General features: G+C 33.0%; 16 protein-coding genes. 6 read left to right on the top strand and 10 right to left on the bottom strand.

The features are described from left to right. Nucleotides 1-2: 2 nt before the first annotated feature. Genes frr through rpsB form a run of 4 tightly spaced genes read right to left on the bottom strand, consistent with a single transcriptional unit; the run spans nt 3 to nt 2,674 of the window. Nucleotides 3-557, bottom strand: coding sequence for a ribosome recycling factor (gene frr, locus DESAMIL20_RS00775; RefSeq protein WP_086032976.1), 555 nt, complete (start codon nt 555-557; stop codon nt 3-5). Between the two features lie 14 nt (nt 558-571). Next, a complete protein-coding gene (gene pyrH / locus DESAMIL20_RS00770) occupies nt 572-1,285 on the bottom strand; it encodes a UMP kinase (protein WP_086032975.1) in 714 nt (237 codons plus the stop codon). A 3-nt stretch (nt 1,286-1,288) separates the two neighbouring features. Then, nucleotides 1,289-1,885, bottom strand: a complete 597-nt coding sequence (gene tsf / locus DESAMIL20_RS00765; RefSeq protein WP_086032974.1) for a translation elongation factor Ts — start codon at nt 1,883-1,885, stop codon at nt 1,289-1,291. A 3-nt stretch (nt 1,886-1,888) separates the two neighbouring features. After that, on the bottom strand, nt 1,889-2,674 hold the full coding sequence (gene rpsB, locus DESAMIL20_RS00760) for a 30S ribosomal protein S2 (RefSeq protein ID WP_086032973.1): 786 nt from the start codon (nt 2,672-2,674) through the stop codon (nt 1,889-1,891). Between the two features lie 235 nt (nt 2,675-2,909). On the opposite strand from rpsB, the gene DESAMIL20_RS00755 reads away from it, so the two are divergent. From DESAMIL20_RS00755 to murJ, 6 genes are read left to right on the top strand one after another with little or no spacing between them, the layout of a single operon-like run. After that, on the top strand, nt 2,910-5,411 hold the full coding sequence (locus tag DESAMIL20_RS00755) for a sugar phosphate nucleotidyltransferase (protein WP_086032972.1): 2,502 nt from the start codon (nt 2,910-2,912) through the stop codon (nt 5,409-5,411). A 15-nt stretch (nt 5,412-5,426) separates the two neighbouring features. Then, nucleotides 5,427-6,683, top strand: a complete 1,257-nt coding sequence (gene eno / locus DESAMIL20_RS00750; protein ID WP_086032971.1) for a phosphopyruvate hydratase — start codon at nt 5,427-5,429, stop codon at nt 6,681-6,683. Next, complete coding sequence (locus tag DESAMIL20_RS00745) at nt 6,661-6,942, top strand: septum formation initiator family protein (protein ID WP_086032970.1); 282 nt, start codon at nt 6,661-6,663, stop codon at nt 6,940-6,942. Before eno ends, DESAMIL20_RS00745 begins: the two co-directional genes overlap by 23 nt. Before the next feature lie 3 nt (nt 6,943-6,945). Then, the gene (gene thyX / locus DESAMIL20_RS00740) at nt 6,946-7,593 is read left to right on the top strand and encodes an FAD-dependent thymidylate synthase (protein WP_086032969.1); all 648 of its coding nucleotides are present in this window, start codon (nt 6,946-6,948) and stop codon (nt 7,591-7,593) included. Further along, nucleotides 7,590-8,264, top strand: coding sequence for a 16S rRNA (cytidine(1402)-2'-O)-methyltransferase (rsmI, locus tag DESAMIL20_RS00735; RefSeq protein ID WP_086032968.1), 675 nt, complete (start codon nt 7,590-7,592; stop codon nt 8,262-8,264). The genes thyX and rsmI overlap by 4 nt, the downstream gene beginning before the upstream one ends. Next, complete coding sequence (gene murJ, locus DESAMIL20_RS00730; RefSeq protein ID WP_086032967.1) at nt 8,257-9,732, top strand: murein biosynthesis integral membrane protein MurJ; 1,476 nt, start codon at nt 8,257-8,259, stop codon at nt 9,730-9,732. Before rsmI ends, murJ begins: the two co-directional genes overlap by 8 nt. Here the strand turns inward: murJ and ftsY are convergent. The 6 genes from ftsY to DESAMIL20_RS00700 are packed head-to-tail and all read right to left on the bottom strand — an operon-like array spanning nt 9,712 to nt 14,578. Beyond that, on the bottom strand, nt 9,712-10,605 hold the full coding sequence (ftsY, locus tag DESAMIL20_RS00725; protein ID WP_086032966.1) for a signal recognition particle-docking protein FtsY: 894 nt from the start codon (nt 10,603-10,605) through the stop codon (nt 9,712-9,714). The genes murJ and ftsY overlap by 21 nt on opposite strands. Next, on the bottom strand, nt 10,602-11,357 hold the full coding sequence (locus DESAMIL20_RS00720) for an enoyl-CoA hydratase/isomerase family protein (RefSeq protein WP_086032965.1): 756 nt from the start codon (nt 11,355-11,357) through the stop codon (nt 10,602-10,604). The genes ftsY and DESAMIL20_RS00720 overlap by 4 nt, the downstream gene beginning before the upstream one ends. Then, on the bottom strand, nt 11,354-12,367 hold the full coding sequence (gene mtnA, locus DESAMIL20_RS00715) for an S-methyl-5-thioribose-1-phosphate isomerase (protein ID WP_239393339.1): 1,014 nt from the start codon (nt 12,365-12,367) through the stop codon (nt 11,354-11,356). The genes DESAMIL20_RS00720 and mtnA overlap by 4 nt, the downstream gene beginning before the upstream one ends. Further along, the gene (locus tag DESAMIL20_RS00710) at nt 12,354-13,247 is read right to left on the bottom strand and encodes an NAD-dependent epimerase/dehydratase family protein (RefSeq protein ID WP_086032963.1); all 894 of its coding nucleotides are present in this window, start codon (nt 13,245-13,247) and stop codon (nt 12,354-12,356) included. The genes mtnA and DESAMIL20_RS00710 overlap by 14 nt, the downstream gene beginning before the upstream one ends. Continuing rightward, on the bottom strand, nt 13,244-13,711 hold the full coding sequence (locus tag DESAMIL20_RS00705; protein WP_086032962.1) for a BCAM0308 family protein: 468 nt from the start codon (nt 13,709-13,711) through the stop codon (nt 13,244-13,246). The genes DESAMIL20_RS00710 and DESAMIL20_RS00705 overlap by 4 nt, the downstream gene beginning before the upstream one ends. A gap of 12 nt (nt 13,712-13,723) precedes the next feature. Then, the gene (locus tag DESAMIL20_RS00700; RefSeq protein ID WP_086032961.1) at nt 13,724-14,578 is read right to left on the bottom strand and encodes an HDOD domain-containing protein; all 855 of its coding nucleotides are present in this window, start codon (nt 14,576-14,578) and stop codon (nt 13,724-13,726) included. Between the last annotated feature and the right edge of the window lie 42 nt (nt 14,579-14,620).

Raw genomic sequence — 14,620 nt, 5'->3', positions numbered from 1 at the left:
TATTAAACAGATAAAATCTCTTTTTGTTTTAGACTAAATAAATCATCTATTTCTTTAATGTATTTATCCGTTAATTTTTGCATCTCATCTTCTTCTTTTTTTAAATCATCTTTAGATATGGCTTTGTCTTTCTCTAAATCTTTTAGAACTGCATTGGCTTTTTTTCTTATGTTTCTTATATTTACTTTGTATTTTTCACTTTCTTGCTTAAGCTGTTTAACAATATTTTTCCTATCTTCTTCTGTCATAGGAGGCATATTAATTTTTATGCTTTTGCCGTCGTTATTTGGTGTCAAACCAATATTTGATTTTAAAATAGCCTTTTCTATTGCTTTTAATAAGCTTAAATCCCAAGGTTTTATGATGATAGTCGTCGCATCTGGGACAGATATTGAGGCAATTTGCTTTAGCGGCATTTTCTTGTCGTAGCTTTCTACCAGAATATTTTCTACAAACAAACTATGCGCTTTACCTGTTTTTAGCGAGGTTACATAATGTTTATAAGCTAAAAGAGCCTTTTCCATTTCCAAAACAATGGGTTTAACTTCCTCAATCATACGCCCTCCTCTCCTTAGCTAACCAATGTGCCTACCTGTTTACCTTCTATTGTACTTTTTAAGATACCTTCTTTATTTATATTTAAAACAATAATGGGCAATTTATACTCCATACACATAGATATAGCAGTTGAATCCATGACTTTCAAATTTTGATCAAGAACCTGTATGTAAGTAATTTTCTCTATTAATTTTGCATTTTTGTAAACCATTGGATCTTGATCGTAAATGCCATCTACTTTCGTAGCCTTCAACAACACTTGAGCGCCCATTTCCATGGCCCTTAGGGCTGCTGCAGTATCGGTGGTAAAATATGGGTTTCCGGTTCCCGCAACAAATATTACAACTCTACCTTTTTCAAGATGTCTAAGCGCCCTTCGTCTTATATATGGCTCAGATATCTGCCTCATTTCTATGGCACTTATGACGCGTGTTGGCACATCAAGTTTTTCCAAGCTATCCTGTAGCGCCAACCCGTTTATAACAGTGGCAAGCATGCCCATGTAATCTGCACTTGCCCTATCCATACCATGCGATGCACCTTTAATGCCTCTAAAAATATTTCCTCCGCCGATAACAATCGAGACACTCACGCCCATTTCCCAAATCTGTTTAACCTCGATTGATATTTTTTTAATCATCCTGTCATCTATACCAAAAGGAAGCTCGCCAAGCAAAGCTTCCCCACTTAATTTTAATAAAACATTATTATATACATAATTACCCACGATTTACTCTTCCCCTAACTTAAATCTTACAAATCTTCTAAGTATTATATTTTCGCCAAATTTTGCTATAGCATTATTAATTAAATCTTTTACTTTTACCATCTCATTTTTTACAAAAGGCTGGTCCAATACGCAAATGTCTTCCAGATATTTGTTAATTTTACCGTCTAATATTTTATCTAAAACATTCTCAGGCTTACCGCTTTTTAATAGCTGTTCTTTTTGAAAAGATTTTTCTTTTTCGATTATTTCTTGAGGAACACTTTCTTTGTCAACGTAAAGTGGATTTGTGGCAGCAATATGCATGGCTATGTCTTTTGCAAGTTGAATAAATTCATCTGTATTCGCAACAAAGTCAGTTTCGCAATTCAATTCAACCATCACGCCTATTTTACCACCAGCGTGAATATAGCTTACAATTTTACCTTCGTTGGCAACCCTAATCGATTTTTTTCTAGCACTTGCAAGACCCATTTCTCTAAGTTTTTCTATTGCTTTATCCATATCACCATTTGTTTGCTCTAGCGCTTTTTTACAATCCATCATTCCTGCGCCTGTGCGCTCTCTTAGTTCTTTAACTAACTGTGCATTTATTTCCATATTCTATATATCCTCCTCTTCAATAAGCTCTTCTTCGCCTTCTATTTTTTCAGATACTGCGGCTTCAAACTTATCTGATTCTATCTTTTCGGCAGCTTCCTTATTGTAACGCTCCCTGCCTCTTGACACAGCTTCCTGCATCTTTTGTGCTAACAAACTTATAGATCTAATTGCATCGTCGTTGCCAGGAATAATATAATCGATCGAATCTGGATCGCAATTTGTATCAACAAGTGCAACTAACGGAATTTTTAGTTTATTTGCCTCTTCAATGGCAAGCTCTTCGCGTTTCGTATCAACTGCGATAATAACATCTGGTAATTTAGTCATATTTTTGATACCAGATAAGTATTTTTCTAGCTTTTCTTTCTTTTTCATTAAAATTTTTGCTTCTTTTTTTGTGTACTTGTTGATTTCTCCAGTTTCTTCAAGCTCTGCAAGTTTTTTAAAGTTTTCTACGCCTTTTCTTACTGTAGAAAAGTTCGTCAGCAACCCACCTAACCATTTGTAAGTAACATAAGGCATACCACACGCAATCGCTGCCTCTCTAATTTCGTCCTGACCCTGTTTTTTTGTGCAAACAAAAAGGATCGCCTTGTTAGCGGCAGCTTGATCTTCCACAAACTCGTAGGCTTTTTCAAAATAATACAGTGTCTGCTGCAAATCAATAATATGAATACCCTTTCTCGCAGCAAAAATGTAAGGTTTCATTTTTGGGTTCCAGCGTTTAGTTTGATGGCCAAAGTGAACCCCAGCTTCCAAAAGCTCTTTCATTGTAATGTGAGACATACAAACTCCTTAAAAATTGGATTTTCCACCACTTCTTAATATGCACAGATCTAAAATATAGACTCCCTGTGCACACAAATAAGCAAGTGTGCGTTTTTCAAAGAGGCATTTTATCATAAAGTCTTTTATATTACAATAATAAAATTCTTTGCCACTAATGTATATAATTTTTTTGTTTACAAACAATTTCAACTGAAGTATAATTTAAAAAATAAGCCTACATTGAGGTGAAAAAGTGAAAACAATATTAATGGCAGGTGGCTTTGGAACAAGACTTAGACCACTTACTATAAAAATACCTAAACCAATGGTACCAATCGCTAATAAACCTATAATGCTTCGTGTAATTAATTTGCTAAAGCGCCATCTTCTAAAAGATATAAGCGTGCTATTGTTCTTCCAACATGATATCATAAAGAACTTTTTTCAAGATGGCCAAGAATTAGGGGTCGATTTGAGCTACATCTTGCCTGACGAAGACTATGGCACAGCTGGAGCAGTTAAATATGCAATTATAGAGGAAAATACAAACGAACCAATACTGATTATAAGCTCTGATATACTGTGTGATTTTAACCTTACAAAAGCAATTGAATCTCATAAGGAAAAAAATGCAAAAGCAACAATTGTCTTGACTCACACAAAAGATCCTACATCATATGGCATAGTAATTACAGATAGTAACTCGGATATTGAAAAATTTTTAGAAAAACCATCATGGGGGGAAGTATTTTCCGATTTGATAAATACAGGTATTTATATATTAGAAAAAGAAGCCTACGATTTTATACCAAAAAATGCAGAGTTTGATTTCAGTAAAGATTTATTCCCGCTTTTATTAGAAAAAGGCATAAAAATTAACGCATTCGTAGACAATGGCTACTGGAAAGATATTGGTAATATCTCAGAGTACTTTGCAGCAAACATGGATTGCCTAGAATCAAAAGTATATGCAGAATTAGATGAAGAAAAAATCGAAAACACAAATTTTTTTGTAGGTAAGAATGCTAATATTAACTTTACATCTATGCTTTCTGACAATCTCATTATTGGTGAAAACTCTATTATTGAACCCAAAGCAAAAATAAAAAATTCTATTATTGGCAAAAATGTCCGCATTGGAAAAAATTGCAATATAGAAAATACAATTATTTGGGACAATGCGCAAATTTTCCAAGACTGTGAAATAAGAAATTCAATAATTTTAGATAATGTTACAATAGGCAGCCAAACTACAATTGACGATAACTGCGTTATATCAAGTTCAGTAAAAATAGGAAACAACGTAGTCATAAAGCCCAATGTTAAAATCTGGCCAAACAAAGAAGTGGAATCTGGAGCAATTTTGTCATCATCTTTAATATGGGCAGAAAAGTGGTCTTATATGCTCTTTGCAAAATATGGGGTAACGGGGCTGGCAAATTTAGAAATTACACCAGAATTTTGTACAAAGCTTGGTTCTGCTTATGCAACTAGTTTAAAAGAAAAATCTACTGTAGTGTGTGGCAGAGATACGCATCCCGTATCAAGGCTTTTAAATAGAGCTTTAATGTCTGGAGTCTTATCGTGCGGTGTCAGCGTAGAAGATCTAAGCGATACGCCTATACCCATTATAAGATACATCATAAAAACAACTGGTAAATCTGGCGGTTTTTATTTGAGACGCTCTCCGTTTGATACAGAATTTGTGGATATTAAGTTTTTTGACAACAATGGCATGGACATAGTTAGTTCAAAAGAGAAAACTATAGAAAGACTTTTTTTTAGAGAAGACTTTAGAAAATCACCCATCAATAAAGTAGGCAACTTAAATTTTCCATACCATGTCATAGAAAGCTATAACAACTCCATTTTAAACAAAATAAATATCGAAAGTATTAAACAAAAAGGTCTAAGAGTAGTCATAGACTACTCATTTGGCAGCGCATCAAAAATTCTGCCAAATATATTAGGAAAAATTGGCATTGAGGTAATTAGCTTAAATGCCTTTATAGAGCCAAACAAGACCACACGAACAAAAGAAGAATTTGATCAAGCCCAAAATACATTATCAATTATTACAAAAAGCACAAATGCTGATTTGGGGATAATGTTGGATTCGGGATGTGAAAAAGTTTTTTTGGTTGACAACCATGGCGAAATAATAGATAATGAACAGGCTGTAAGAGCGTTAATCTTACTCCAAGCTCAACAATTAAAGGGTAAGAAAGTTATTTTACCAATAAATGCTTCTTTTATGTGCGAAAAACTTTGCAACGATTTGAATATAGACTTTTATGAGTCTCCTTTTACAATGAAGGAATTGATGTATAATGCTTATAACCTAAAAGCAGACTTCAGTGCTGATGCAAACGGCGGTTTTTTGTTTAGCGATTATCAATACTTTTTTGATGGTATATACTCAACACTGAAAATATTAGAGCTGTTGAGTTTGCAAAATAAAAATATCTCTTATTTTGCCAATATGTACGAGTCTACACCTAAAGCTAAACTCTTGTTACCATGTCCATTTGATAAAAAAGGCATAGCAATGAGGAAGCTGTTTGAAAAAACGCAAACTGTAGATAGACTCACTACATTTGGTATTAAAGTTTATCATAGGGATATAGAAGGATGGGTGTTGCTCTATCCTGAAGAAGATAAGTCTTACTTTACAATAGAAGCGAATGCAAAATCCCAAAGCGATGTAGATACGCTAATTCACGCATACGCAGAAATGGTAAAAGAATACATTTAAATTTTAGGAGGTAACATGAGTGCAATCATTGAAGTTAGTGCAATTGAAATTTTAGACTCAAGGGGAAACCCCACCATCAAAACTATAATCAAAACAGAAGATGGGGCTATTGGAAAAGCAGAGATTCCATCTGGTGCTTCAACGGGCTCAAAAGAAGCATTAGAGTTAAGGGATAACGATCCACAAAGGTATAACGGAAAAGGTGTTTTGCAAGCTGTATCCAATGTTAATGATAGAATTGCAGATGAAATCATTGGTATGGATGTTTTAGAGCAGGCAGAAATTGATAATTTGCTTATCGAACTAGACGGCACAGAAAACAAATCAAACTTAGGTGCAAATGCTATTCTTTCTGTATCAATGGCTTGCGCAAAAGCTGCCGCAAGAGAGCTAAATATCCCACTTTATAGATACATTGGGGGTCTTAATGCAAAAACTTTGCCTATACCTATGCTTAATGTAATAAATGGTGGAGTTCATGCAGATAACAACATCGATTTTCAAGAATACATGATCGTGCCAGTCGGAGCTCAAAATTTTGCAAGTGCCATGCAAATGGCTTCAGAGACATTTCAAATGCTTAAAAAACTCTTGAAAGCTGATGGACATTCAACAGGTGTAGGTGATGAAGGCGGTTTTGCGCCAAACTTAAAATCAAACGAAGAACCATTGCAATACTTAGTAGATGCAATTGAAAAAGCAGGATACACTCCAGGTGAAGACATTGATATTGCATTGGATTTAGCAGCAAGTGAATTTTACAAAGACGGTTATTATTATGTTTCAAATAATAAAATATCAAATACTGAATTAATTGATTTGCTGGGCGAATTCATAGAAAAATACCCAATTTTTTCCATTGAAGATCCAATAGCAGAAGATGATTTGGAAGGATGGTCGAAAATAACAGAAGAACTTGGCGAACATATAATGATTGTTGGAGACGATGTATTTGTCACAAACGAAAAAATCTTTTCAGAAGGTATCGAAAAAGGCATAGCCAATGCAATACTAATAAAGCTAAACCAAATTGGTACACTAACTGAAACGCTCAATGTTATTAATCTGGCACAAGAAAATGGTTATAATTATGTAATTTCTCACAGATCTGGCGAGACAAAAGATACTTTTATAGCTGATTTAGCTGTTGCCACAAATTCCGGATTTATTAAAAGTGGCTCAGTCGACAGAGGGGAGCGTATCGCAAAATACAATAGATTGCTTGAAATTGAGCAAGAGCTGAAATCTAATGCGATTTACCCGACTTGGTAAAATTTTAGAAAATTTACTAATAGTTATTTTTATTATTGTCATAGGGGTTTTGATAAAAAGCTTCTATGACAATTACTCCAATTTAAATAATCTTCACCAAACTAAAGGAAAAATGGACAAAGAAGTAGTGAAAGAAAAAAAAGAGATAAATCACTTAAAAAAAAGTGTTAATGTTACAAATTCAACCATTGAAGATAAAGCAAGGAGTCAATACTATATGCAAAAAGATAACGAAACAGTTATAATATTTAAGAAGTGAATCATGGAAGTAAAATTATTAAATTATACACCAAACCCTGACGATATTTGTTTTGAAACAGCAAAAATTTGTTATCAGTCAAAATCAAATGACAAAGAAGGACTGCTAAACAAAATAATCAAAGCTGGACATTTGTCCATTTTAGAACATGCAAGTTTTACTTTTTTAATAAAAGGTATAAGCCGCGTAGCCTCTCACCAACTTGTGCGACATAGAATTGCAAGCTTTACTCAACAATCACATCGATACACCAAGGCATCTGGTTTTTTTACGCCAGAAAACATACAACAAAATCCGAAAGCCAAAAAGACTTTTGATGAACTAATAAAAAAAGCACAATTAGCATATGAAGAATTAATAAAATTAGGTTTACCAAAAGAAGATGCGCGCTATGCTTTGCCTTGCGCAATTGTATCTGATATAATAGTTACTATGAATGCCAGAGAATTGCTCCATTTTTTTACATTAAGAACCTGTCAGAAAGCTCAAAAAGAAATTCGAGACATTGCTATTGAAATGCTAAAGCTCTGCAAACAGACCGCGCCTTTGATATTTAAAAATGCAGGTCCATTTTGCGTACGTGGCGGATGCTATGAATCAAAACCCTGCAAAGACATTAATCAAATAAGACAATTCTTTGTCAACTTATGAACACAAACCTTTATGTTGTTGCCACTCCTATTGGTAATTTAAAAGATATAACATACAGGGCCGTTGAGATTTTAAACTCCGTAGACATAGTTTTGGCAGAAAACCCAAAACACTCAAAGATATTGCTATCTACATACAACATCAAAAAAAACGTTGTTTCCTATAACGATTACAATTACCAAAAAAAAATACCGATAGCACTTAATCTTGCAAAACAAGGCAAAACAATAGCGTTAATTACTGATGCGGGCACACCTACTATACAGGATCCAGGATATAGAATTGTTAAAGCTTTTGTGGAAAGTGGGCTTAATGTTGAGCCCATACCAGGTCCAAGTGCTTTTGTATGTGCGCTGCAAGCAAGCGGTCTTACCACAGATAAATTTGTATTTTTAGGTTTTTTGCCAAAATCTTTATCAAAACAGTCAAAATTGCTTTTAAAGTACGATCTTGAAGCCACAATAATTATATATGAATCCCCAAATAGACTAAAAAAAACTCTTGAAAATATCAAACAGACATTAGGCAATAGATATGTTGTGATAGCTAAAGAGTTAACAAAAATTTACGAAGAGTTTATTAGGGGACACATTGAAGATATAATCAAAACCCTTGAAGAAAAAAAAATTGTTGGGGAGTACGTAATTCTAATCGAAAAAAAGAATGTTTAAAAATATTAAAATAATAGCTTTTTTTACCATATTATCAAGAATACTAGGGTTTGTAAGGGATTTTTTGATTACGCGATATTTTGGTGCAGACATCTATACAGATATGTTCTTTGTAGCTTTTAAAATACCCAATCATTTTAGAAGAATATTTGGCGAGGGTGCCGTTAATTCCTCTGTTGTACCTATATTATCAAAAATAGATCAAAATGACCCAGAAAAAGCCAAAATAGCTGTAGGTAATTTAATATTGGTTTTTGGTAGCATTCTATTGATTTTCACAATATTAGGAATCATTTTTTCCAAAGGGTTAATTTTGATATCAGCCCCAGGTTTACTTAATTCTGCCCATATTAAAATTCTTGATTTACTAGTAAAAATTAATTTTAGTTATATCTTTTTTATTGGCATGGCAATATGCTTTATGGGTATTATGAACAGCTACAATCAATTTGGTGTTGGTGCATTTTCTCCATCTTTGTTGAATATTAGTATGATTGCCTCAATGCTTATTTTGTATAATTTTTTTCATCCGCATATTTATACTTTATGTTTTGGAGTGGTGATAGGTGGAATACTTCAAATGGTTTTTTCTTATTACGGTTTAAAATTAGGAAAAATACCCATAAAATATACATTTAAAATAGAAGATTCAACAAAACAAATCTTAAAACTAATGTCTGTAACAGCAGTCAGTGGATCTGTGCTGCAAATTGGCGATATGATAGATACATTTATAGCAAGCTTTATGAAGGTTGGCAGTATATCATACCTATATTATGCTAATATTTTGTTTCAGCTACCTTTTGCTATAGTGGTGCTTGCTATCTCGCAAGCTACACTGCCTCAGTTAAGCAAACTGGAAAAAACTCAACTTGTCGAAAACACAAACAGTTTGCTAAAAATTATATTTAATTTATCAATACCTATCACACTGTATTTTATTTTTTTTGGTAAAGATTTAATTACCATCATTTTTCAGCATGGTAAATTTACGCCACAGGATACAGCTCACACTGATATTGCTCTTACAATGTTTATGCTTGGTTTTTTGTTTTTTTCACAGTTAAGGATAGTCAATAATGCATTTTACGCAATCAAAGATGTTAAAACACCGCTTAGAGCAGCTATATTAGCGGTTTTGTCAAAATTGGTCATTTCTCCATTATTTGCAATAATATTTGGTTTTTGGGGACTGGCTTTAGCTTTAAGTTTTGTGGGGCTTATTAATCTGATTATACTAAGCTATTATTTTAAAAAGAAAATAGGAAAAATCGTATATAAAGTGCCAAAAGAAAGCATAGTACTTTTTTTTGTTTTATTAACTATTTCAATAATCCTAAAATATATAGACTTTAGTAAAACCTATACAATAGACGCCATTTTTAGACTTGCCTTTTCAACATTAATCTATGCCCCTATTGGTTTGTATATAATTAAAAAAGAGCTTTTAAGCTATAGGATTAAGTAACGATTCTATAAAGTCTCGTGCAACAAATGCCTTCAAATCATCTATTTTTTCACCCATGCCTATGTATCTGATAGGAATTTTTAAATCCTGACTTATTGCAAAGATAATACCACCTTTTGATGTGCTATCAAGCTTAGTTAAAACTACACCACTTACATCTAAGGCATTGTTGAATTCTTTTGCTTGAATAAGCGCATTTTGCCCAATTGTAGAATCAAGTACAAGCAACACTTCATTTGGATAATTACCTAATTTCCCAATAACGCGTTTTATTTTTTTTACTTCTTCCATTAAATGTTTTTGTGTATGAAGCCTACCAGCTGTATCAACCAAAACTATATCGTAATTTTTTGCAATAGCTTTATGAACACCGTCGTAGGCTACCGCTGCTGGATCTGTTTTTGGCGATGGTGCAAGAATATCACAGGAGTTTCTTATGGCCCACTCCTGTAGTTGCTCAATTGCAGCTGCTCTGAATGTATCAGCTGCTACAAGCAACACACTTTTGCCGCGCTCTTGATAAAGACTTGCGAGTTTTCCTATTGTAGTAGTTTTCCCAGAGCCATTGATCCCAACAACCAAAATAACAAAAGGAGAGCCCTTTATATAAAGCGGTTTTTCTACACTTTCAAGCACGCTTAAGAGTATTTTCCTTATAACAAACTCAGCATCCCTAATTGTTTTAACCGAACCACCCATGTTGCTGTTTATCTCTTCAATAATTCTTTGCGTAACACTTACACCAAAATCCGAAGTAATAAGCAATTCTTCAAGCTGTTCAAGGTAACTATCCGTTATAGGTTTATCCTTTGGCGTCTCTTTTTCATCGCCAAAACCCGATTTTATTTTTTTGAAAATATCAAAAATACTCATTTTTTCCTCTTTACAAATTTTTCCATTATGGATTGTCTCTTACCAAGCATCCATGTCTGCGAAAAAACATCCCGCTCCTGTGCCATAGCTTCGTTATTTGTTTTTTCAACAGAGTGTTTAACAAGTGTCTTTATAGGTTTAATAAGATTCAAATCTTCTTGTGCGAAAGTTTTACAAAATTTAAAAGTTTCCTCAAAAATAACTTCTTTATCAAAATAATTGTTAATAAGTCCAATTTTTAATGCCTCCTGAGCGTATATGGGTTTTGCACTAAGCAAAAGCTCCAAGGCTTTACTTTTGCCAACAATATTTACAAGCCTATATGTGCCACCCCACCCAGTTGTCACACCCATTTGTATTTCTTTAAACTGTATAAAACTATCGCTTTCTAAAAATCTTATATCAAAGGCCATAATAAACTCAGCACCACCACCAACTGCACTGCCGTTTATACAAGCAATTGTAGGCACTTCTAAATTTTCTATTTCATTTAATAGACAATGCATGGCATAGGACATACTTATAGCTTTTTCTTTAGAATCTAATGTAGCAAAATAGTCAATATCACCGCCAGAGCAAAAAACATTACCCGTGGATTTAACAAGTAATGCTTTAATATCCATGTTTTTAATATTTAAGATAATTTGGTATAGTTCATTCATAAATTCCAAATTAATAGCATTTCTTTTTTGATAGCGACTCAGCGTCAAAATACCAATATTTTCGATATTTTCAAATACAGTATAACTCATAGATTGAATTCTGGCTTATAAACAGTTTTTTCTGTAATTATAGCGTCTATTAGATGATGTGGTGTAACATCAAAAGCAAAGTAAAGCGCTTTTGCTCCCTCTGGTGCCAGAGAAATACCATTAAAATGTAGTATTTCACTATCATCTCTAATTTCTATTTCGATGCTGCTTAAGTCGTTAAAACTCCTATCAATTGTCGATTCTGGTGCTGCAACAAAAAACTTTACATTATGAGCTTTTGCAAGGCAAGCTAAGCAGTACGTACCTATTTTATTAGCCACATCGCCATTTCTTGCAATTCTATCAGCACCAACTATTACGCAGTCAACTAAATTTTTTTGCATTAGAATCCCGCACGCACTATCTGTTACAATCTTATAATCAATTTTTTCGTCAGAAAGCTCAAAAGCTGTAATCCGACTGCCCTGAAAATATGGCCTTGTCTCATCAACATAAATTTCTTTTACAAGATTCTTGTTTGCTGAATATTTTATAATCCCAAGTGCTGTACCAATACCTCCTGTTGCAAAACTGCCTGTATTACAATGTGTCAAAATACGCATAGGTTTATCGAACAAAGCAATGGCGTTTTGAGCCATTTGATAGTCAGCTCTCTTTTGACTTTCGTAAATTGAAAATGCGTTCGCCCTAACCTTTTTAATTATTTTCTCAACAGGTAAAAATGCGTTTTCTTTAATAACTTCTTTTTGGCTTTCAAGAGCCCATTTTAAGTTTATAGCCGTTGGCCTTGTTGCAATAAGGCTTGCATAAGCAACATTTGATGTTTGGTTTAATTCGTCGAAGTCTTTAGCATTTTTTACCGCAAGATAATATCCAAACGCTGCTACAATGCCAATGAGTGGGGCACCCCTTACTGCCATATCCTTTATGGCTTTATATACATCTTCAAGATTGTTTAACTTAACTTCTTTTATGTTCGGCAAAAATCTTTGGTCAATAATAAAAAATTCATCATCATCATTAAATATAAATGGTCTATAGCCATCCATTTTCTCTATACCACCTTATAGTTTTATACATACCGCTAAACAAATTATGGTTTACTTTAAAACCAAAATCGCGCATAAACTCATTACTTTTGCAAACCCACAAATGGGCCTTAATTTCGTTTATTTTATCAAAAAAAATACCACTTTCTTTTAAACCAAAAAACACTGCATCTAAAATTATCCTAGGAAATGCTACGGTTTTTATGTTTTGACCCAAATGATACGCAATAATATTAGCAATTTCAAAAAAATCATAATACGTATTTTCACATATTGTGTATATCTTTGGCCCATCCCATTTATGCTGAAGTGCTATATCTATAGCATCAATCAAATCATCAACATAAACAAAGCTTAATCTAATATCATCAATAGCAAAAAAGATACCAGTCTTCTTAGTAAATTTAATCAATTTATACACTTCTTGTTCATTTGGTCCGTAAATTACAGGTGGTCTTAAAACTATAAGATCATACCTATGGGAGTTTTTTAACAACTCTAACTCGCCAAGTCTTTTTGTATAGCCATAATATGAAACAGGCTCATTTTTCTCCAATGGGCCTTTAGCTGCAAGTGAGCTTACATATATTATCTTTTTAATGTTATGCTTTGCTGCTAAGATACTTAAGTTTCTTGCACCTAAAACATTCGTTGTATAAAAAGCTTTTTTTGATCCTCTAATTAGACCCGCTAGGTGCACTACTGTATCTACATTAACTATTGCTTTTTCTAAATCTTCTATATTGGCAATATCACCTTTAAAATAATTTATACCTTCTCTCTTTTTTCTAGAGAAACCATATAGACGATACTTACAAGATAGCCTGCTAATTAAATTTTTACCAACAAAACCGCTTGCACCTGTAACTAATATTTTCATTTAATCCAGTAAACCCTTGCTACTTTGTCATCTTCTTTGTATTTAATCTCTAAGTCACCCTTAAAAGCCCTTAAGATAGCTTTGCCAATAGCTACGGCTAAGTGTTCAAAAGTAGTATAAACATTCATTTCGCTATCATTTACTACTTCAATTTTTCCTATCCTTCTTAGTGGATTGATATTTTCGCTTTCTTTTTCTTTATTTTTCATTAAATTTACTATTTCGTCCTTTTTTGATTTAAGTATATCGCTTTTTAAATTCAAGATGCCCCCATAGTAATTATCTTTAATTCTTCTGCACGCTGGACATACATCTTCAAAGTATTCGCCTTTTGGTTTTTCAGTTTTCTTCCATATACCATCGATAAAAACAAGCCCACAAATCTTGCAAACAGTAGGCTCTTTGTATTTTTTGTTCTTCAGATAAAGCCTTTCATTCCTTTGCGCATAAAGGTTCGTTTTCATAGAAAACCTCCATTAAAACATTTCTTTTGAAAAATTTATTCTTTTTAATAATTCTTGTAAAAAACTATCCATATCATCAATGTGAATTTTTAAAATATTAAAAGATTCTAAATCCTGCAAAGGGATTGCTCGATAAGGCTTTATCCGACCAATGGATAACCAATTAACTGCATAATCGGAAAAATTTATAACAGCTGAGAGTTTTCTTGCGTCACTATCTGAAAAATTTTTACTATGATGTGAATAAATAGCTTCTACAACCAAATTATCAAAATTCCATGAATTTAATAACTCTTTTGCAACATCGCAATGATTAAAACCAAAAAATTCCTCTTCTAATCCTATACTCAACAAATTATCGTTTGAGTTTAATTTTTCAATGATTGATTCGTAATTTATTTTCTTGCTCTTATGCATAACCGTTTTTCCAATATCGTGCAGTAAGCCTGCCACATAGCTGATATTCTCATTAAACAAATTAAACTTAAAACTAATCGTTTGAGAAACAATGGCAACACTAATCATGTGCTCCCATAAAAACTTATCAATAAAATCGTAGTCTTTAAACATAGACCTTGCGCTAATTGTTAAAACCAATCTTTTTACGCTATCTAAACCGATAATTGATATTGCGTGCATAAGGTCTGTAACTTTATTTTTTACACCATAGAATGGAGAATTAGCTAGTCTTATTAGGGTTGCTGCAATATATGAATCGTGCGAAACTATTTTTGATAAATTATATATACTTACATTTTCATCGTTTAAAAGTGATAAAATCTGATTTGCAGCTTGAGGGAATGCTTCTAAATGAACTTCTTCAATCATATCTTGTATAAAAAACTTTTTTTCTTCTTCTAAAATCAAATCTTTCTCTCCGCATCTAAAACTTATACTTGCAAATTATAC

The organism is Desulfurella amilsii, from assembly GCF_002119425.1.
Lineage (GTDB): Bacteria > Campylobacterota_A > Desulfurellia > Desulfurellales > Desulfurellaceae > Desulfurella > Desulfurella amilsii.
Note: the sequence above shows the minus strand (reverse complement) of the source record. Positions and strands in the feature narration are given on the sequence as shown.